This window comes from Rhizobium sp. BK049 (assembly GCF_014193135.1).
GTDB lineage: Bacteria > Pseudomonadota > Alphaproteobacteria > Rhizobiales > Rhizobiaceae > Rhizobium.
In genome coordinates this window covers 22433-42390 of record NZ_JACHYV010000020.1, presented here as the reverse complement: position 1 = coordinate 42390, position 19958 = coordinate 22433, and the positions used below count along the sequence as shown (strand labels likewise).

Genomic DNA, 19958 nt, shown 5'->3' with positions numbered 1-19958 from the left:
CGGGCGTGCCTGTCTCAAAAATCTCAATGCTGGCAACGTCGATCGTCGCGATCCTTTAAAAAGCCGGACATGCTGGAACGCGATCGCAATTCCTTCCAGCGCAGCTTGATGATTATCAAATGCCGGCGCGCATTATTTGATTCAGATCAAAGACCGGTGCGGATGTTGGGCAGCCGCATCCTGTTTTCGGCGCCAGCACTCGCCGGCGTTCTATTGCTGTTTAGGCAACACCTTATTGTCAAATTGCCGCGACGCCCGGACGAAAGCATTGGCTTTTGAAAAGGATTTGCCTATGAGGGGGTTTAAATCGTCATTTCATGAGGTACAGCGCGTGACCGCTACATTCGATAAAGTTGCCGACATTATTGCAGAAACCAGCGAGATCGATCGCGCCACGATCACGCCGGAGAGCCATACGATCGACGACCTCGGTATCGACAGCCTCGATTTCCTCGATATCGTCTTTGCGATCGACAAGGAATTCGGCATCAAGATTCCGCTCGAAAAGTGGACGCAGGAGGTCAACGAAGGCAAGGTTTCCACCGAAGAATATTTCGTGCTGAAGAACCTCTGTGCCAAGATCGACGAGCTCAAAGCGGCCAAGGCCTGAGCGACACATCAGTCTTTTTCGAACGCCCTGCCGCCCTGACTATGGCGGCCGGGCGGTTTCGTTCCTAATTAGGCGTCACCGGCGGGCGGATTTGGCCTTCCGGGCCGGAGGATCCGAATGCTGCTGGAATACTTCCAGATGATTGACCGCGTCGAAGCGGTGGACCTGAAGAAGGCTACGCTGACGGCGCGATCCGTCGTGCCGGCCAAGAGCCCCGTCTTCGAAGGCCATTTTCCCGGTATGCCGCTCGTTCCCGGCGTGCTCCTGATCGAAACCATGGCGCAGGCCTCCGGCATGCTGGTGCTTGCCGCCACCGACTTTGCCGCAATGCCCTTCCTGATGTCGGTCGACGGCGCCAAGATGCGCACCTTCGTCGAGCCGGAAGCCGTGCTCGATATCGAGGCGGTGTTGGAGCATGACGGGTCGGGTTTTGCGGTCACCAAAGCCAAGATCACCAGCGGCGGCAAGAAGGTCTGCGATGCGCAGCTGAAACTGCGCACCATGCCCTTCAGCGAAGTTCCGCTCGGCGATATCGTGAAAAAACGCGCCGGCGAGGTCGGGCTTCTCGAAGCGATCGCAGCGCAGGGAGTGGTTGGATGAGCAAGGCCGCAAACGACGTCGTCATTTCAGGCGTCGGTATCGTTACCTGTCAGGGCGTCGGCAAGGAGGCGCATGTCGCGCTGCTTTCGGCCGACAGCACGCCGAGGGCGATCGTCGAGACAGAGAAATTCAAACCCTATCCGGTGCATCCGCTGCCTGAGATCGACTGGTCGCAGCAGATTGCCAAGCGCGGCGACCAGCGCCAGATGGAAAACTGGCAGCGCATCGGCGTCTTCGCCGCGGGTCTTGCGCTCGACGATGCTGGATTCAAGGACAATATCGAGGCCTGCGGCACGATGGACATGATCGTAGCGGCCGGCGGCGGCGAGCGCGACATCAACGTCGACACGCTGATCGTCGACGAGGGCTTGAAGCGCAACGACCGCGAACTGCTGCTCAATGAGAAGCTGACAACGGAGCTGAGGCCGACGCTGTTCCTGGCGCAGCTTTCCAATCTGCTTGCCGGCAATATCTCCATCGTTCACAAGGTCACCGGCTCCTCGCGGACCTTCATGGGCGAAGAAGCGTCGGGTGTTTCCGCCGTCGAGACGGCGTTCTGGCGCATTCGCTCCGGCGAATCCACCCATGCGCTGGTCGGCGGCGCCTTTGCTGCCGAGCGTCCGGACATGATCCTGCTCACTGAAGCGATCGGCGCGCATACGCGCGGCGAATGGGCGCCGCTCTGGTCGCGCTCGGACCTCGAGGGCGGCGGCATGATCACCGGTTCGGCCGGCGCTTTCCTGGTGCTGGAATCGCGCAAGCACGCGGAAGAGCGCGGCGCGCACATCTATGCGACGATCAGCGCCGTTGAAGGCGATCGCGGCAACCGCGCTGCCGGCAATTTCGAAGTGCGGATGGAACGGCTGCTGAAGCCTGCCGCCGAGCTGCCGGCAGAGAGCATGGCGATCTTCTCCGGTTCGACCGGCATGCACGAGATCGCCGCCCGCGAAAAGGCGGTGCTGGAACATCAGCTTCCGGGTGCGGCGATCCGCGGCTTCGGCGGCGTTTCCGGTCACACGATCGAAGCGCAATTCCCGCTAGGGCTGGCGCTCGCAGCCCTTGCAATCGATGCCGAGGCCAAGGTTCCGCCCTTCGACGCCGCCCATGAAGCGCCGATGAAGGCGGGAACGAAGGCGGCTGTCGTAACTACGGTCGGACATCAGCGCGGCGAGGGCGTCGCCGTTCTTTCCGCAGAGGCGTGAGGAGAGAGATATGACAGCTTCCGCTTACAGAGATCATCTCGGCCGACCGATCGTCGCAGTGACCGGCATGGGCATCATCACCTCGCTCGGCCAGGGCCTGAAGGACAACTGGGCGGCCCTTTCCTCGGGCACCTCTGGTATCCACGCAATCAACCGCTTTCCGACCGAAGGCCTGTCGACACGCATCGCCGGCACAGTCGATTTCATCGAAATTCCGGTGCCGAACGCCGTCGAGCGTTCCTATGCCTTTGCCCGCGAGACCACCATCGAAGCATTTGCCGACGCGGGTCTTTCAGGCGATTTCAACGGTCCGCTGTTCCTTGCCGCGCCGCCGATCGAGCCGGAATGGAGCGCCCGCTTCGAACTTGCAGACCGTTCGCCGGCCGCCGACCATCCAGGCGACGCCTATGAGCGCTTCCTGACGGCGCTGCGCCAGCGGCCCGACCCGGCCTTCCACGAGGCGGCGCTGTTCGGTGCGATTTCCGAGCGTCTGGCCGACCGGTTCGGCACGCGCGGCCTTCCCGTGACGCTGTCGACGGCCTGCGCTTCCGGCGTCACCGCGATCCAGCTCGGCATCGAGGCGATTCGTCAGGGGCGCACCGATCGCGCTTTGACGGTTGCGACCGATGGGTCGCTCAGCGCCGAAGCGCTGATCCGCTTCTCGCTTCTGTCGGCTCTTTCGACGCAGAACGATCCGCCGACCAAGGCCTCCAAGCCGTTCAGCAAGGACCGCGACGGCTTCGTCATCGCCGAGGGTGCGGCGACGCTGGTCCTGGAATCGCTGGAAGCGGCGGTCGCCCGCGGTGCCAGGGTGCTCGGAATCATGAAGGGCGCCGGCGACAAGGCCGATAGCTTCCACCGCACTCGCTCCTCGCCCGACGGCGGACCGGCTATCTCAACGATCCGCGCGGCCCTTGCCGACGCCGGCATCGACGAGAGCGGCATCGGCTACATCAATGCGCACGGCACCTCGACGCCCGAAAACGACAAGATGGAATATGGCGCGATGTCGGCTGTCTTCGGCGAACGACTCGTCGGCATTCCCGTCTCGTCGAACAAATCGATGATCGGCCATACGCTGACGGCAGCGGGTGCGGTCGAAGCGGTGTTCTCGCTGCAGACGATGCTGACGGGCACGTTGCCGCCGACGATCAACTACACCAATCCCGATCCGTCGATCGTGCTTGATGTCGTGCCGAACAAGAAGCGGGAAGCCCAGGTTTCGGCCGTTCTTTCCAACTCCTTCGGCTTCGGCGGGCAGAATGCCAGCCTTGTCATGGCGCTCGAACCGGCTTAAGCGGTTCCCGACAAATTTAAGACGAGACGAACGCCTTCGAGGCGAGGGATTTTGCCATGCGCGCTTTGCAACTGATCGATGACCGCAAGCTTGAGATCACCGACCTGCCGGAACCGGACGCACCCGCTGCAGGCGAGGTGACGCTGCGCGTCAAGGCGGTGGCCCTCAACCATATCGACGTCTGGGGCTGGCGCGGCATGGCTTTCGCCAAGCGCAAGATGCCGCTCGTCATCGGCGCGGAAGCCTCCGGTGTCGTCGAGGCGATCGGTCCCGGTGTCGCCAACGTCCTGCCGGGCCAGCTGGTTTCGATCTACGGCGCGCGCACCTGCGGCCTCTGCCGTCCCTGCCGCGAAAGCCGCGACAATCTCTGCGAACATGTCTCCGGCGTGCACGGCTTCCATCTCGACGGCTTCGCGCAGGAAAAGGTGAACCTGCCGGCGCGTCTGCTGGTTCCGGCCCCCCCCGGTGTCGATGCGATCGGCGCAGCATTGGCACCCGTCACCTTCGGCACGGTCGAGCATATGCTGTTCGACAATGCCAAGCTCGAGCCCGGCGAAACGATCCTCGTTCATGCCGGCGGCTCCGGCATTGGTACTGCGGCGATCCAGCTTGCCAAGAAGATCGGCTGCACCGTGATTACCACGGTCGGTTCCGATGACAAGATCGAGAGGGCCAAGGCGCTCGGCGCCGATCACGTCATCAACTACCGCACCGACCGTTTCGAAGGCGTGGTGCGCAAGCTGACCAAAAAGAAGGGCGTCGACGTCGTCTTCGAACATGTCGGCAAGGACACCTGGGCGGGATCGATGCTTTGCATGAAACGGGGTGGGCGTCTCGTCACCTGCGGCTCGACCTCGGGCGTCTCGACAGAGATGAACCTGATGATGCTGTTTCAGCAGCAACTGAAGCTGCTCGGCTCGTTCGGCTGCCGCATGGAGAACATGGCCGATGCGATGCAGAAGATGGGTCGCGGGCTCGTCCATCCCGTCATCGACACCGAAGTCGGATTCGACGATATCGACCGGGCGCTGGAGCGGATGGAATCGCGCCAGATCTTCGGCAAAATCATTCTGAAGATGGACTGACCTCACGTGAAGCTGTTCATTACCCGGGTCGTTCTGGCGCTCAGGAATTTCCAGCAATGGCTGGTGGCGCAGGTGATGTTCGGCTTCCTGAATGTGCTGAAGCTGTTTCCGGCCGATGGCGCGATTCGCTTCGCCGACCGGATGATGCGCCGCCTCGGCCGGCGGACGCGCCGTCATAGACTGATGCTTGTCAATCTGCGCAACGCTTTCCCTGAGAAGAGCGAGGCCGAGATCGAAGAGATCGCGCTCGGCAGCTGGGGAAATATGGGCCGGTTTGCGGCCGAATACGTCTTCCTCGACGAATTGTTCGACTACGACCCCGAACGGCCGGAGCCGGGCAGGGTGGAGGTGTCGGGCATCCCCATCTTCCTCGACCTGCGCGACAATCCGCGCCCCTTCATCGTCTTTACCGGCCATACCGCCAATTTCGAGCTGCTGCCGGTGGCGGGCGCGGCCTTCGGGCTCACCGTCACCGTACTTTTCCGGCCGCCGAACAATCCCTATGTCGCCAAGAAGGTGTTCGACTTCCGCAGTGCGCGCATGGGCAAGCTGGTGCCCTCGCATGCCGGCTCCTCCTTCGCGCTCGCACGCCAGTTGGAGGCGGGCCAGGGGGTGGGCGTGCTCGTCGACCAGAAATTCGGCAAGGGGCTGAAAGGCACCTTCTTCGGGCGAGAGGTGAAGACCAATCCGCTGTTGCCGAAGCTGGTGCGCCAGTTCGATTGCGAGGTCTATCCGGCGCGCTGCATCCGCCTTCCGGAGAATCGCTACCGGCTGGAAATTGAGCCGCGGCTGGAGATGCCGCGCGACGCCAAAGGCAATCTCGACCTGCCTGCCGCCGCCCAGCTACTCAATGACAAGGTGGAAAGTTGGGTGCGGGAATATCCGGAACAGTGGCTTTGGTATCACGACCGCTGGCAGATCAAGAAGACGCTCGCGCCTTGAAAATCAAACCCTGATTTATCAGCGGTGAAAAGCGGCAGGTGCTCTCGGATTGAAAACGAGTAAACTTCATGTTAGCCGTCACTACCAAGGCGAGAATAATATCCACCTCAGGGCGCATTTGGGAAATGCAGCCACACAATTTGGACACGCCACTTGGGACAATGGGAGTGGGAGGCGTCTTGCTGGAGCTTTTTCGAGCCTTTTCCTTGCGCTGCGCGCAAATAGAGGAAGCCATACGCCAAGGCGACGATCAGCGCGTCATGTTGCTCGACCGTCATGTCGAGCCGCTGGTCGAGGCCATCCTGGCCTGCCGGGCGGCCAATCTGCTCGAAGTCTACATGCAATTGCAGTTCGTCAGCCATCTTGTCGCCCGGGACGCGGACGACAGCGCCAGTGTCAGAGAACATGCGGCGGTGCTTTCCTATCTGCTCGACTGTTATTTCGGCACGCATGCGCCGGACTGGCGGGTGCCTTCGCCGCAGGATGTGCGCATCGAGCCGCCGGCAGCCTATGTGCCCGACACCGACAATGGCCACTTCCTCAACGCCGCGATCCTCGAAAGCCTGCCGGATCGGGTGGCGGTGCTGACCAGGGACTACCGCTACCTCTATTCCAACGCGGCCAACAGTGCCCATCTGGACAGGAGGCCGATGGAACTGATCGGGCGTCACCTTTCCGAATTCATCGGCGAGGAACGATTTGCCGAATGCGCCAAGCATAAGTTGGACATCTGTTTTGCCGGCGGGGAGGTCGACTACACTTATGAGCGCCGGACCGGCGGCGGCGTATCCCGCCAGGTGCGCTGTCGCATGTCGCCGCTGCGCGATGCGGGCGGCATTGTCATCGGCGCTCTGATCGTGATGGATCGGTAGTCTACAGCAATTCCGTTTTTCTTCGAACCACGGAATTGTTCTATCTCTTTGTTTTAACGCAACTCCGGACGCAAAACCGCTGCACACTTTTGCTGGAATTGCTCTAATTTACGCCGTCGCCCAGACGGCGAGCTCGTAGCCGTCGCGGTCGAGGAAATGGAAGCGGCGGCCGCCGGGAAAATCGGTGATCGGCCGGCAGATCGTGCCGCCGGCCCTTTCGACCGAAGTCAGCACTTCTTCCAGATCCCTGGCGTAGACGACGACGAGGGGGCCGCCCGGCCGGACGGGGCCGAAATCGGTGAAGCCGCCTTTCAGCCGGCCGTCGTCAAATTCGCAGTAATTCGGGCCGTAATCGGTGAAACGCCAGCCGAAGGCCGAGCCGTAAAAGGCTTTGGCGGCGGCGATGTCGGAGACGTTGAATTCAACATAGTCGATGCGGCGGTCGTTGTGTTCGGAGTTTTCAGACATCTATCTCTCCATCAGGGCTTTCAGCATGACGAGATCCTTCTCGATATGCGCGGCATCAGCGGCAAATTGCGCATCTGTCATGCCGGGCAGACGCAGCAGCGTGAACATGACCTCGCAGCCATCGCCGTTCGGTACGATGCGCAGGGCATTATAAACCCGGAGCCCGGATTCGATCGTCACCGTATGATCGATCACGCCGAATTCATTGGCGGGAACGAAGCTCACTTTGATGGTGCCGAGGGGACCGTGGGCGATCCAGTCGGCGCCGTCGGGCTCGAAACCGGTGGCAAGGCCGGAGGCCCAGAGCGGCATGTTCTCCGGCTTGCGGGCGAAGTCGTAGACATCCCGCCAGTCGCGCTCGATCGACTGGTGGATGATTTTTGCAGGCATTGTCGCCATGGTGCAGGTCCTTGTATTTGGGTTTCCCTGAATAATAAGGCCGGCCGGCGGTGTCTTGAACAAAACGGTCAGCCGGATCCTTCCCGCTTGCCGAGTTGGTCAAGAATGATGGCAGGGGTGAGAGTCGAGAGTTCTGCGACCTCGCGTGTCATGTGGGCCTGGTCGGCAAAGCCCGCTTCGAGCGCGATGCGGGCGAGTTGCATCGTGTCCACCCTGCGGCAGAGGTCGAGGAAACGCTGGAACCGGCGGATGCGTTCCAGTGTCTTTGCGCCATAGCCGAAATGATGGTGGCAGCGGCGGCGCAGTTGCCTTTCGCTCATCCCGAGCTGGTCGGGCAGGCCGGAGGTTGGGCGGCCGCTGTCGGCGGCGGCGAAGATCACGGCGGCGTCTTGGGCGGGCTCCTCCTCATCGCGCGCGGCCCCTTCAAGCAGACGGCCGAACAGCGTCGCGGCGGCCGCGGGATCCGGGCAATCCCGCAGCCGCGCCTCGAATTCGCTCGTATCCTTCCGTCCGATATCGGCAAGCGGCACCGACAGGCCGACCAGCGCCGAGAGCGGCGTCTTCAGCCAGGATGCTGCGGCGCCCGGCGCAAAGCGCGCGCCGATGACGGTCGCGCCCGGCCTTATGATCGGGAAGGCCGCGATCCGGTCAGGACCGGCGACGACAAGCCGCCCGTCCATCCAGAGGAGATCACAATAGCCATCCGGCACGATCGCCACCGTCGCCGCCGCCCCGTCCCTAAGTGTATGCGACCAGAGGCAGCTGAAATGGCGCCGTAGCGCTGGCGGCGGCGCATATTCGCGGTAGCGGCCGGCGCGGGCCGCAAGCAGCGCCATGTCTTTTCGTCTTTTCGAAACCAAACGATATCTCCCGAGGTCCGCATGATAACATGAGATAGGGCAGTACGGGCGATCGCGAATATTTTGCGGCTTCCGGATCGGGCTGCAGATGAAAAGTTGTCGGACAAGTCAGACGATCAAAGCTGCATTTCAATGGCTTTTGCGAACCGATTAGACCCTCGCGAGACTTGCCGTTTGAGCGAGACAGTGCCACAACACCGGTCCAAATGACACATCGGAGGTTTGTCGTGGAAAAGGCAGAAATCGGACTGATCGGCCTTGCGGTCATGGGCTCCAACCTGGCGCTCAACATCGCGGAGAAAGGCAATAAAATCGCGGTCTTCAACCGCACGCCTGAGAAAACCGACGAATTCTACGAAACCGCCGGCGATCTGAAGAAGCAGATCATTCCCTGCAAGACCATCGAGGAGTTCGTCGATGCAATCCGGCCGCCGCGTCCGATCATCATCATGATCAAGGCCGGTGACGCCGTCGACCAGCAGATGGAGGCGTTGCGCCCGCATCTTGCCAAGGGCGACATCATGATCGATGCCGGCAACGCCAATTTCCGCGACACCGTCGCCCGCTTCGACCGCCTCAAGGATACGGAACTGACATTCATCGGCATGGGGGTTTCCGGCGGCGAAGAGGGTGCGCGCCACGGCCCGTCGATCATGGTCGGCGGCACGGAGGAATCCTGGAAGCGCGTCGAGAAGGTGCTGACTTCGATTGCCGCCCGCTACAATGACGAGCCCTGCGTCGCCTGGCTCGGCAACGACGGCGCCGGCCATTTCGTCAAGACCATCCATAACGGCATCGAATATGCCGACATGCAGATGATCGCCGAGATCTACGGCATCCTGCGAGACGGTCTCGGCAAGAGCGCCTCCGAAATCTCCGGCATCTTCGGCGAGTGGAACAAGGGCCGACTGAACTCCTATCTGATCGAGATCTCCGAGAAGGTGCTTGCGGCGAGCGATCCCGTCTCCGGGGGGGCGATGGTTGACATGATCCTGGACAAGGCAGGCCAGAAGGGCACCGGCAAGTGGTCGGCGATCGAGGCGCAGAACATGGGCATTCCGGCAACGGCGATCGAAGCCGCGGTTGCCGCCCGCAGCCTCTCCTCAATGAAGTCTGAGCGCGAAGCCGCCGAAAAGATCTTCGGTAATCTCGGCAGCGTCTTCCCGACCGCCTACGGGCCCGAGCTCAATAAGGATCTGGAACTGGCACTGTTTGCCGGCAAGATCGGCGCCTATGCGCAGGGCTTCGCCGTGATGGCGGAAGCTTCCAAGGAGTTCAACTGGTCGCTGCCGATGCCTGTTATCGCGAAGATCTGGCGTGCCGGCTGCATCATCCGCTCGCAGTTCCTCGATGAGATCACCAAGGCTTTCACCGATGCGCCCGATGCGGCGAACCTCATCGTCACGCCGGCCTTCTCATCCATGGTCAAGGAATCGATCCCGGCGCTTCGCCGCGTCGTGACCGCCGCTCTCGCCGCCGGCCTGCCGGTGCCGGCGCTGACCTCGGCGCTCAGCTATTTCGACGCCTACCGCCAGGGCAGGGGGACGGCCAACCTCATCCAGGCCCAGCGCGACTTCTTCGGCGCTCACGGCTTCGACCGCCTCGATGGCAAGGACTTCCACCACGGCCCCTGGGGCAGCGGTGCTGCGACCTTCTGAGGTTTGCGGAGAAAGACATCGAGGAAGCCCGGCCGTTGCGCCGGGCTTTCTTGTGAGATCGCTGCCTGACCCGACAACTGTGTTGTTTCTGCCTGTGCAAACTGGCTTGTTGATTTCCGACTTTCCCTTCATAGCATTTGCGGAAGACCGTTCCGGAGAACTAAAGGAATGCTCATCCGATACGAGACGCCGGCCGATATCGAAGCGATTCAGAATTTGACCTCGGCCGCCTTCAAGCCGATGCCCTATAGCGAGGGTACGGAAGCGGAGATCATCCGGAGGCTTCGCTTGAGCGGCGATCTGGCGATATCGCTGATTGCCGAGGAGGATGGCGAGATCCTGGGGCACGTCGCGTTCTCGCCGGTGACGGTCAACGGAGTACATGACGGGTGGTTCGGGCTGGGGCCGATAGCGGTCACGCTGGAGAGACAGCGGCAGGGCATCGGAAGGGCGCTTACGGCGAAGGGGCTCGAATTGCTGAAGGAGATGGGCGCGAGGGGGTGCGCGCTGATCGGCAATCCCGAGGTCTACAGCGGGGCGGGCTTCAGCAGCGACGGCCAATTAACATATCATGATCTCGATACGCGGCTCGTGCAGCGGATTGTTTTTCACGGACCGGCGCCAAGCGGGGTGCTTCGGTTCGCTCCGGCGTTCGAAAACTAGCGGAAGGGCGAGACATGTCAGAGGCGGGCGCTATTAGCCTCCGAACCAAGCGTCTGAAGCTTCGTATGCCTGACATCGACGACTTCGATGCCTACGCCCGGATAATGGCCTCGCCACGGTCCGCCGGGATGGGCGGCCCCTTTGATCTGCGGGCGGCGTGGGGGATGTTCTGTCACGACGTCGCTCTCTGGCAGCTTTTCGGGCACGGCGCGATGATGATCGACCTCAGCGAAACCGGCCAATGCATCGGCCAGGTGGGGATCAACCATGGGCCGCTCTTTCCGGAAAAGGAGCTGGGCTGGTTCGTTTTTGACGGCTTCGAGGGCCGCGGCTATGCGACCGAGGCGGCTTCGGCGCTGCGGGACTGGGCCTTCCAGACGCTCAAACTGTCGTCGCTCGTCAGTTATATCGCGCCTGACAATTCTGCATCCGTTGCCGTTGCCGAACGGCTGGGGGCGCGTCTTGATCCGGCAGCGCCTCGAACTGATCCTGCCGATCTCGTCTATCGTCACCTAGCTTCCTAAGACCGGGCGGTAAGCGATCGAGGCATGTCTCAATCCTTACATCTTGATAGGTCAGGATCGGTGCTGCAAGAAATGGGAATAGCGGATGACGGCCGCAAAACAGGAACATTGGGACGAGGTTTACCGCACGAAAGCGGCTGACAACGTCAGCTGGTATCAGCCGACGCCCGCGCCTTCGCTCAAGGCGCTTGACGAGCTGCATGTGCCGGTTACGGCCGCGCTGATCGATGTCGGCGGCGGCGCGTCGAGCCTTGTCGACCGTCTCCTCGAGCGCGGCTGGTCCGACCTCACGGTTCTCGATATCGCTGCGCCGGCGTTGGATGTCGCCAAGGCACGGCTGCATGGTGACGCCGCCCGGGTCGCCTGGCTCATGGCCGATGTCACCGAATGGCGACCAGGGCGGTGCTACGACATATGGCACGACCGCGCCGTCTTTCATTTCCTCACCGAGCCGGAGCAGCGGATCGCCTATCGCCGCGCCCTGGAAACCGGCACGGCGCCGGGCAGCGTCGTGATCATCGCCACCTTCGCACCTGACGGGCCGGAGCGGTGCAGCGGTCTGCCGGTTCAGCGTTACGATGCGGCGGCGCTCGCGTCGGAATTCTCTTCCGCATTCGTCCTGGAAAGCGAGTGGCGTGAGGAGCATAGGACGCCTGCCGGGGGCCGGCAGTCGTTTCAGTGGTGCGTCTTTCGTCGGCGTTAAGGCGACTAGAGCTTTCCGGGCTAGATTGAAGCATTCTGCCGGAGCAGGTTTTCGTCAGGGTAAAGGCGATTGGCGACGGGCATACCCCAAGGTACGTCCGAGCCGATCGCCTTTGATCCTGGCTAGAGATGCCCGGCCCACCGGCCGCACCGCTTCGCTGTGGCGAAGCGATAAGTGCGTCCGGCGATTCTGAAGTCTTGCAGATTTGCCAGGCAAATCTGCGGGAGGGTTGGCTGAAACGGGCCGCCTGATCGACCGGCCGGCTTGGCCGTAGAACTGGGCTACGATACGCGCCGGCCGGTCGACCATCCGACTCCGTTTGAGCCAACAGAATGCTTCAATCTAACCCGGAAAAGCTCTCGCCCCAAGGCAATCGAGGATGAAATCGGCCCGTTCGGCAACCCCGATTTTTGGCAGTATGACGACCTCGTAACCGAGTGTCGGATAGGTCGCGGCGAGCCGATCATATTCTGCGACGGCCTCTTCGAAGCCATGGCGGCGCTCGGGGTCGGTCGTGTAGATCTCGGGCCATGGCGGCGTCAGAAAAACGCTTCCGTTATATCGATGGGCGGCGGTCATTCGTTCCAGGACCGGTTCGCCGGTCATGTGCTGCAGGCCGAGGCGGCATCGATCAGCCCGCGGTCGAAAAACGTCCAGCCCGTCCATTCGCGCGCTGCCGTGTAGTCGGCCATCGCCATCTCGATCGCGCGGCGGGCAAAGGCAATCGCGTCGATCCAGGGCAGGGCGGTTCCACTGCTCTCGAGCTCCTGCTTGACGATCCGCCGGCCAGGCTCTTCGACGATCCTATGACCGCGACGGCCAAGCTCAGCAAGCAGCGTCGATTTTCCGCCGCCGGAACATCCGGAAATCAGAACCGACCTGTTCATGAACTAGCCTGCCCTGTGGGCGCGCGCCATTCCGTGGTCCACCAGCCGGTCGATGATCTCGGCATAGCCGACGCCACTTGCCGCCATTGCCTTGGAATACATGCTGATATCGGTGAAACCGGGAATGGTGTTGAGCTCGTTGATGACGAAGCGCATGTCCGATGTCAGGAAGAAATCGACGCGTGCCATGCCGTCGCAGCCGACGGCCCGGAAAGCCCGTGCGGCCACGTCGCGCATGGCGGCCTCGATCTCCGCCGGCAGGTCGGCCGGCACTTTCAAGGCGGCGCCGTTCTCATCGATATATTTGGCGTTGTAATTGTAGAAGCCGTGGCTTTCGGCCGGCACGATCTCGCCCGGGCGGGAGACGAAGAGCTTGCCGTCGGTATCCTCGAGCACGCTGAATTCGATCTCGCGGCCGGCGACGAATTCCTCGGCGAGCAGAGTGCGGTCGTGGCGGAAGGCCTGCTCGAGCGCTGCGGCGAATTCCTGGCTGGCATGGACCTTGGCGACGCCGACCGACGATCCCTGCCGTGCCGGCTTGATGAAGAGCGGCAGGCCGAGTTCGCCTTCGAGCGCGGAGAGTGAAGGGGCGGCGCCTTCATGGATCGTCACGGCGCGCGCCACCGGCAGGCCTGCCGCTCGCAGCAGGCGCTTGGCGATGTCCTTGTCAAGGGCCGTGGCCGAACCGAGGATGCCGCAGCCGGCGAGCGGCACGCGCGCCACTTCAGCTGCGCCCTGCACCGATCCGTCCTCACCATGCGGGCCGTGCAGCACGGGAAACAGGACATCGATTTTTGGCAATTCATACGGCGCGCCATGAGAGGGGGTGGCCAGCATGCGCCCGCGGCCGCCCGGCATGAGGCAGATTTCCGTGCCTGACGAGGGCGTGGTGAGCCTGCCGTCCTCGAAGCTGCTCAGCAGCCATTGTCCCTCGCGGGTGACGAAGACGGGAAAGGCATCGTATTTCTCAGGCTCCAGGGCGGCCATCACGTTGGTCGCCGAGAGGATGGAAACTTCGTGCTCGGCCGAACGCCCGCCGAAGAGCACGGCGATGCGCAGCCTGTTGGGAGAAGGGGTCATGAAAGCCTCCGAAGCGGTGGGATGTCTGAGAGATCAGGCCTCGATCGATATGCCGCGCTGGGCAAAGAAACGATCGAAGACGGCAAGCGGCAGCGCGACATCGGCCTGGCTCGCCGCGTCATGGCCGGACGGATTGTGGAATCGGATCGTCTCCTGCGAGGCTGATGTCACCAGCACGAGATGACCGCCCTTTGCCGGCGGCTCGTGCTCCGGCCAGCGGATGGCCGAATGCACCGAGGCGATGAAGAAGCGGCGTTTCGACAAAAGTTCCGGGATGGCTGACGTCTCGACATTGGTCATCGTCTCGGCGCCGAGGCCGAAACGTTCGCTCACGAAGCGGACGAAGGGGGCGTAGATCAGTCCCTTGATCGAGCCTTCGATCTCGTTGACGACATAGCCGCCGTAAACCGTGCAGGCGCGGGCAAGCTCGAGAGTAGGATGGATCTCACCGCGCGCAGCAAGGATCATCTTCAGGCAGGCCATGCCGCAGATATTCACCGCCCAGCACGCATATTCCTCGATTGTCACGGCTCCCGAATGGCGCCAGAGCGGGTCGCTGAGCAGCGCTTGCGATCCCTCGGCCAGCACAGGCAGCGTCATGCCGGGCGTTTCCCATTGGCTGAAATAAGGCACGCTGCTTTCATGCATTCTGTCGATTCCCCCGTGGCTCACCTGCGGGATGGCTGGCAATCAAGGCTTTTTTCGCGCTTGTCGAAGCCGGCCGCTCGATTTTGGTGGTGCCGGGCCTGGCGCTTCGCGATTTCCGCGGCAGGGTGATCGTCAAACCGCTTGCCCCACCTGCTTTTCGCGGCATCCACTCGATCACGCGACGCCGCGGCGAGGGCTGCAATCCGAAGATCAAGGCTGTGCAGGAGCAATTGGCGAGGAGCGGATCGAGGGATGCAGGCGAGGTTGATACAGGGTTTCCAGGTCGGCCTTGACGTCGATGAAAGCCGATCATTGCGATCTGGCGATGGTCCGTTTGCGCGCCAGTAGCGGACAATGTGGTCTCGTGTATCGATACAGGGATGAAAATAACAGGTAGAAAGCCATGGGTGGCAAATGGATTTCAGAAGAAGTTTGGCGTGACGCACTCTGGGTCGCCCGTGAGCAGCTACGTCACCTGAAAAGGGATGGTGGTGACCCGCGCCAAATTGCTCGGAAGCACAGACAGATTGACCGTTTCCGATCTGCTGGTCTTCCGGACTGGCAGGAACGGGTTGAATGGGCAGGGTTTAAATTTCCGTCTCATTCGGACTGAGCAGTCCGCCTCTGGCCGAGAGTAGCCACGGGCGGGTTTTACCACTAACGGCCGGTGAACTACACCGCAGCCGCCAGTCAGCCGCGCCGCGGCTTTTCTCCGCTCGTATTCCGCCATCGCCCTATCTGGTGTTTTCCGGCCAGATCGGTTGGCTGATACTCTGCAGCAGTTCGGGTTCGACGCCGTCGATGCGGGCGATGACGGCTTTGGCCATTTCGCGGCCGGCCTGACGCACGTCCTCCTGAGCGGTGATGATTTCGGGGCGGATCCAGTTGAGGATCGGCACCGACTGCTTGGAGACCATGTCGAGATCGCGCCCGAGCGCCTTGCCGGCGGCTTCTATGCCGGCATTGACAGCGATCGCGGCGCTGCCGGCCGAGCAGACGATGCCATCAGGCGCATTGGCCGAGCGCATCATCACCTCGACGATGTCGCGGATATCGGCAAGCGGTGCGTCGGTGTTGACGCGCAACGGCACCTCCTCAGCGCCGTAGTCGTGCAGGCCGGTCTGAAAGCCGATGCGGATATGGGCGTAATAGGTGAGCTTACTCGGCGGCTGCAGCAGGGCGATGCGGCGCCGGCCTCGTTTGACAAGGCGTTCCACCGCCTGATGGGCGAAGGCCTCGTTGTCGAAATCGTGGAAGGGGTGGATGAGACCTGCATCGGTGCGCCCGTGCGTGGCAAAGGGCATGCCGCGCTCGGACAAGAGCCGCACGCGCGGATCGTCCGGTTCGATGCGGGAGATGATGACGCCGTCGGCCGAGCCGGTCTCGAGGATATAGCGCACCGGCAGCATCGGGTCCTTGCTGTGCGAATGCGGTGTCACGACGATATGATAGGGCGTGCCGGACAGTACTTCCGATATGCCGAAGACCATCTGGCTCGAAAAGCCCATGATCTCCTCGTCGATGCTGAGGACAAGGGCGATGACGTTGGTCTTGCCGGTGCGCAGGCGCACGCCCGCCCGGTTCGGCTGGTAGCCGAGCTGGCGGGCGACCATGCGCACCCGCTCCTTGGTTTCGGCGCCGATATCCGGCGCGTCCTTCAGCGCACGCGATACCGTTGTCACGCCGAGGCCGGTCATGAAGGCAATCGTCTTCAATGTCGGACGCTCGCGCGTCACCGCCGTCGATGTCGCCTGTCCGAAATTTCCCTTGTTTTCCATCCCTGTAGGCCGCCTTGCGCGAATTGGTCTCGCTTATAGAGGCTTTTTCAGGCGCGGTAAGCCCACCGCCTGCCAAAATCGCGCCTCCCTGAGGAATTCAATCTGTAACGATACAGTAGAAATGTCGAGCGGTTTTTCTTGTGTGCGTCGCAGTATCATTCTCATAGGTTGAATCGGCCGTACTTGCAGATATTTTCTGCAGCTGCGAAAAAGGCAGCGCGAGGCTCGACGCTAGAATCTTAAAATTTACGTTCAATATCAAATGAATAATCGGAGGAAGCAGGTGCGGAAAAGTCTGCCCATTTGCCGGTTTGCCGGGTGTGGAGGGTTCTTCTGAAGCAGCCAGAAGTCGCAATATGGATCTTTAAAGAAAAATTTGCCGGCGGGCAGTTGCGTGGGGAAATCGATTGATCTAAGTTTTTCCGGCAACGTTTCAGTGAGGGAGGAGAACTCATGAAAATCCGTATGATGGGGGCTATGCTCGCCGCTTCAGCAGCACTTCCGATCAGCGCCAGCGCCACCGACCTTGAAGTCACCCATTGGTGGACGTCCGGCGGCGAGTCCGCTGCTGTCGCCGAGCTGGCAAAGGCATTCGACGCCACCGGCAACCACTGGGTCGACGGCGCTATCGCCGGTTCCGGCGGAACTGCGCGCCCAATCATGATCAGCCGCATCACCGGCGGTGACCCGATGGGCGCCACCCAGTTCAACCATGGCCGCCAGGCGGAAGAGCTTGTCCAGGCGGGCCTGATGCGCGACCTGACCGATGTCGCGACCGCGGAGCACTGGAAGGACATTATTCGTCCGTCTAGCCTGCTCGATTCCTGCACGATCGACGGCAAGATCTACTGCGCTCCGGTCAACATCCACTCCTGGCAGTGGCTGTGGCTTTCGAACGCTGCCTTCAAGAAGGCCGGTGTCGAGGTTCCGAAGAACTGGGACGAATTCGTCGCTGCCGCTCCGGCTCTCGAAAAGGCCGGTATCATTCCGCTCGCTGTCGGCGGTCAGCCATGGCAGGCGACAGGCGCCTTCGACGTGCTTATGGTCGCGGTCGCCGGCAAGGACGTGTTCAACAAGGTCTTCAAGGACAAGGATGCAGAGGTCGCCGCCGGACCCGAGATCGCCAAGGTCTTCAAGGCTGCCGACGACGCCCGCCGCATGTCCAAGGGCAGCAATGTCCAGGATTGGAACCAGGCGACCAATCTCGTCATCACGGGCAAGGCCGGCGGCCAGATCATGGGTGACTGGGCGCAGGGCGAATTCGCACTCGCCGGTCAGAAGGCCGGCACCGACTATACCTGCCTTCCGGGCCTCGGCGTCAACGAGATCATCTCGACCGGCGGCGACGCCTTCTATTTCCCGCTGCTGAAGGATGAGGAAAAGTCCAAGGCACAGGCCGTGCTCGCCAAAACCCTGCTCGATCCCAAGACCCAGGTTGCCTTCAACCTGAAGAAGGGTTCGCTGCCGGTTCGTGGCGACGTCGATCTTGCCGCCGCCAACGATTGCATGAAGAAGGGTCTCGACATCCTGGCGAAGGGCAATGTGATCCAGGGCACCGACCAGCTGCTTTCGGCCGACAGCCAGAAGCAGAAGGAGGACCTCTTCTCCGAATTCTTCGCCAACCCGTCGATGACGCCGGAGGCCGCGCAGAAGCGTTTCGCCGAAATCATCGCCTCGGCTGACTGATCGGCAGATTCACTGCCCTTGCGATCCGGCTCCGCGGAGCCGGATCCTCCCGCAAGTTTCGATGGTCTTGCCGGCCCATCCGGCCGATCCAGCGGGCAGGGGTGAGAGACGGCCGTGACCGGCCGCAGCTGCGATTTGAGGAGAAGTGTTCATGACGGGTCAAGCGCAAGCAGGCCGGCCAAACAAGTTACTGCGCAATCTGAACGCCAAGATTGCGTCCATCCCAATGATCCTGACAGCGCTGGTGATCTTTGTCGGCGGCACGTTCTGGACGGTCTTTTATTCTTTCACCAATTCCAAGCTCCTCCCGCGGTTGAGCTTCGTCGGCTTTGACCAGTATCACCGTCTCTGGGCGGCACCCCGCTGGGTTACTGCGATCGAAAATCTGGCGCTCTACGGCGTCCTCTCGCTGATCTTCAGCCTGGTCATCGGATTTGTGCTCGCCGCACTCATGGATCAGAAGATCCGTTTCGAAAACACTTTTCGCACCATCTTTCTCTACCCCTTCGCGCTGTCCTTCATCGTGACCGGTCTCGTCTGGCAGTGGGTTCTGAACCCAGATTTCGGCGTCCAGTCGGTGGTGCGTTCGCTCGGCTGGACAAGCTTCACCTTCAATCCGCTCTATACGCCCGAAATCGTCATCTACGGGATTCTGATCGCGGCGCTTTGGCAGGGAACGGGCCTCGTCATGTGCCTGATGCTTGCCGGTCTGCGGGGCATCGACGAGGATATCTGGAAAGCGGCCCGCGTCGACGGCATCCCGATGTGGAAGACCTACCTGCTCGTCGTCATTCCGATGATGCGGCCCGTGTTCATCACGACGATCGTCATCATCGCCTCCGGCATCGTCAAGGTCTACGACCTCGTGGTGGCGCAGACTTCGGGCGGTCCCGGCATATCATCGGAAGTGCCGGCCAAATACGTCTACGATTACATGTTCCAGGCGCAGAATCTCGGTCAGGGCTTCGCCGCATCGACGATGATGCTGGTCACAGTCGCGATCATCATCGTTCCGTGGGCCTATCTGGAGTTCGGAGGAGGGCGCAAGCGTGGCTGATATCGAAACTCTCAACACCACGGCTGTCGGCCTCGACGCCGTCTCACGGAGGCTCGGCGACGGGCCGAGCGGTCCGAAGCCGCGCCCGACGCTGTCAGCGCGCAACATCATGCTCTACGGAACGTTGACGGTTGCAGCGCTCTATTATCTGCTGCCGCTCTATGTGATGGTCGTGACTTCACTGAAGGGCATGCCGGAGATCCGTCTCGGCAACATTTTCTCGCCGCCGGTGGAGATCACCTTCCAACCTTGGGTCAAGGCTTGGGCGGAGGCCTGCACGGGCCTCAACTGCGACGGCCTTTCGCGCGGTTTCTGGAACTCGGTGCGCATCACGGTGCCGTCTGTCATCATCTCGATCGCCATCGCTTCGGTGAACGGCTATGCGCTGGCAAACTGGCGCTTCAAGGGTTCGGAGCTCTTCTTCTCGATCCTGATCATCGGAGCGTTCATTCCCTATCAGGTGATGATCTATCCGATCGTCATCATCCTACGTGAAATCGGCATCTACGGCACGCTGACCGGCCTCGTCATCGTGCATTCGATCTTCGGGATGCCGATCCTGACGCTGCTCTTCCGCAACTACTTCGTGTCGCTGCCGGAGGAACTGTTCAAGGCGGCGCGCGTCGACGGGGCGGGCTTCTGGCAGATCTTCCTGAAGATCATGCTGCCGATGTCGCTGCCGATCTTCGTTGTCGCCATGATCCTGCAGGTCACCGGCATCTGGAACGACTTCCTGTTCGGCGTGGTTTTCACCCGGCCGGATACTTATCCGATGACCGTGCAGCTCAACAACATCGTCAATTCCGTCCAGGGTGTGAAGGAATACAACGTCAACATGGCAGCGACGATCCTCACCGGTCTGGTGCCGCTGATCGTCTATTTCGTCTCCGGGCGGCTTTTCGTTCGCGGCATCGCCGCTGGCGCAGTGAAGGGGTGATC

The 19958-nt window shown here is 61.7% G+C and carries 21 protein-coding genes and 1 pseudogene; 15 read left to right on the top strand and 7 right to left on the bottom strand.

Translation table 11 applies throughout. From position 1 onward, the window contains the following. Positions 1-69 precede the first annotated feature (69 nt). The 8 genes from FHT70_RS20250 (at position 70) to FHT70_RS20215 (ending at position 6608) form a co-directional block, all read left to right on the top strand. Positions 70-279 (top strand): hypothetical protein, encoded by a 210-nt coding sequence (locus tag FHT70_RS20250; protein ID WP_183704376.1) that lies wholly within the window; start codon positions 70-72, stop codon positions 277-279. A gap of 52 nt (positions 280-331) precedes the next feature. Beyond that, positions 332-610 (top strand): acyl carrier protein, encoded by a 279-nt coding sequence (locus FHT70_RS20245; protein ID WP_003540486.1) that lies wholly within the window; start codon positions 332-334, stop codon positions 608-610. A 117-nt stretch (positions 611-727) separates the two neighbouring features. Beyond that, on the top strand, positions 728-1210 hold the full coding sequence (locus FHT70_RS20240; RefSeq protein ID WP_097599974.1) for a 3-hydroxyacyl-ACP dehydratase FabZ family protein: 483 nt from the start codon (positions 728-730) through the stop codon (positions 1208-1210). Next, positions 1207-2412 (top strand): beta-ketoacyl-ACP synthase, encoded by a 1206-nt coding sequence (locus tag FHT70_RS20235; RefSeq protein WP_097599973.1) that lies wholly within the window; start codon positions 1207-1209, stop codon positions 2410-2412. Before FHT70_RS20240 ends, FHT70_RS20235 begins: the two co-directional genes overlap by 4 nt. Positions 2413-2422: 10 nt before the next feature. Next, entirely contained in the window at positions 2423-3709 is a 1287-nt protein-coding gene (locus tag FHT70_RS20230; protein ID WP_097599972.1) for a beta-ketoacyl-ACP synthase, read from the top strand. Between the two features lie 56 nt (positions 3710-3765). Beyond that, complete coding sequence (locus FHT70_RS20225; RefSeq protein WP_097599971.1) at positions 3766-4794, top strand: zinc-binding dehydrogenase; 1029 nt, start codon at positions 3766-3768, stop codon at positions 4792-4794. Positions 4795-4800: 6 nt separating this feature from the next. Further along, positions 4801-5736, top strand: a complete 936-nt coding sequence (locus FHT70_RS20220) for a lipid A biosynthesis lauroyl acyltransferase (RefSeq protein ID WP_183704374.1) — start codon at positions 4801-4803, stop codon at positions 5734-5736. A gap of 179 nt (positions 5737-5915) precedes the next feature. Then, positions 5916-6608 (top strand): PAS domain-containing protein, encoded by a 693-nt coding sequence (locus tag FHT70_RS20215; protein ID WP_183704372.1) that lies wholly within the window; start codon positions 5916-5918, stop codon positions 6606-6608. Positions 6609-6716: 108 nt separating this feature from the next. Here FHT70_RS20215 and FHT70_RS20210 read toward each other — a convergent pair whose 3' ends face one another. The 3 genes from FHT70_RS20210 to FHT70_RS20200 all read right to left on the bottom strand — a co-directional run bounded on the left by FHT70_RS20210 (position 6717) and on the right by FHT70_RS20200 (position 8335). After that, positions 6717-7076, bottom strand: a complete 360-nt coding sequence (locus tag FHT70_RS20210) for a VOC family protein (protein WP_085778464.1) — start codon at positions 7074-7076, stop codon at positions 6717-6719. After that, the gene (locus FHT70_RS20205; protein WP_085778463.1) at positions 7077-7475 is read right to left on the bottom strand and encodes a polyketide cyclase; all 399 of its coding nucleotides are present in this window, start codon (positions 7473-7475) and stop codon (positions 7077-7079) included. A gap of 68 nt (positions 7476-7543) precedes the next feature. Further along, the gene (locus FHT70_RS20200; RefSeq protein ID WP_183704370.1) at positions 7544-8335 is read right to left on the bottom strand and encodes a helix-turn-helix domain-containing protein; all 792 of its coding nucleotides are present in this window, start codon (positions 8333-8335) and stop codon (positions 7544-7546) included. Positions 8336-8541: 206 nt separating this feature from the next. Between FHT70_RS20200 and gndA the strand changes: the two genes are divergently transcribed. The 4 genes from gndA to FHT70_RS20180 all read left to right on the top strand — a co-directional run bounded on the left by gndA (position 8542) and on the right by FHT70_RS20180 (position 11883). Continuing rightward, positions 8542-9993 carry an NADP-dependent phosphogluconate dehydrogenase gene (gene gndA / locus FHT70_RS20195; protein WP_183704368.1) on the top strand — a complete coding sequence of 484 codons (1452 nt, stop codon included), beginning with the start codon at positions 8542-8544 and terminating at the stop codon, positions 9991-9993. Positions 9994-10161: 168 nt separating this feature from the next. Further along, on the top strand, positions 10162-10656 hold the full coding sequence (locus FHT70_RS20190) for an N-acetyltransferase (protein ID WP_183704366.1): 495 nt from the start codon (positions 10162-10164) through the stop codon (positions 10654-10656). Positions 10657-10670: 14 nt separating this feature from the next. Next, the gene (locus FHT70_RS20185; RefSeq protein WP_183704365.1) at positions 10671-11180 is read left to right on the top strand and encodes a GNAT family N-acetyltransferase; all 510 of its coding nucleotides are present in this window, start codon (positions 10671-10673) and stop codon (positions 11178-11180) included. Between the two features lie 85 nt (positions 11181-11265). Beyond that, entirely contained in the window at positions 11266-11883 is a 618-nt protein-coding gene (locus FHT70_RS20180) for a class I SAM-dependent methyltransferase (protein WP_183704363.1), read from the top strand. A 342-nt stretch (positions 11884-12225) separates the two neighbouring features. Here the strand turns inward: FHT70_RS20180 and FHT70_RS20175 are convergent. The 4 genes and pseudogenes from FHT70_RS20175 to FHT70_RS20160 form a co-directional block, all read right to left on the bottom strand. Beyond that, positions 12226-12770, bottom strand: a pseudogene (locus FHT70_RS20175) (AAA family ATPase). A gap of 3 nt (positions 12771-12773) precedes the next feature. Continuing rightward, positions 12774-13850, bottom strand: a complete 1077-nt coding sequence (locus tag FHT70_RS20170; RefSeq protein ID WP_183704362.1) for a D-alanine--D-alanine ligase family protein — start codon at positions 13848-13850, stop codon at positions 12774-12776. A gap of 33 nt (positions 13851-13883) precedes the next feature. Then, complete coding sequence (locus tag FHT70_RS20165; protein ID WP_183704360.1) at positions 13884-14498, bottom strand: C39 family peptidase; 615 nt, start codon at positions 14496-14498, stop codon at positions 13884-13886. Between the two features lie 734 nt (positions 14499-15232). Beyond that, positions 15233-16276, bottom strand: a complete 1044-nt coding sequence (locus FHT70_RS20160; RefSeq protein ID WP_183704359.1) for a LacI family transcriptional regulator — start codon at positions 16274-16276, stop codon at positions 15233-15235. Positions 16277-16729: 453 nt separating this feature from the next. Between FHT70_RS20160 and FHT70_RS20155 the strand changes: the two genes are divergently transcribed. The 3 genes from FHT70_RS20155 (at position 16730) to FHT70_RS20145 (ending at position 19956) form a co-directional block, all read left to right on the top strand. Next, positions 16730-17962, top strand: a complete 1233-nt coding sequence (locus FHT70_RS20155) for an ABC transporter substrate-binding protein (protein ID WP_183704357.1) — start codon at positions 16730-16732, stop codon at positions 17960-17962. Positions 17963-18113: 151 nt separating this feature from the next. After that, complete coding sequence (locus tag FHT70_RS20150) at positions 18114-19019, top strand: sugar ABC transporter permease (protein WP_097599962.1); 906 nt, start codon at positions 18114-18116, stop codon at positions 19017-19019. After that, entirely contained in the window at positions 19012-19956 is a 945-nt protein-coding gene (locus tag FHT70_RS20145) for a carbohydrate ABC transporter permease (RefSeq protein ID WP_183704355.1), read from the top strand. The genes FHT70_RS20150 and FHT70_RS20145 overlap by 8 nt, the downstream gene beginning before the upstream one ends. The last annotated feature ends 2 nt before the right edge of the window (positions 19957-19958 follow it).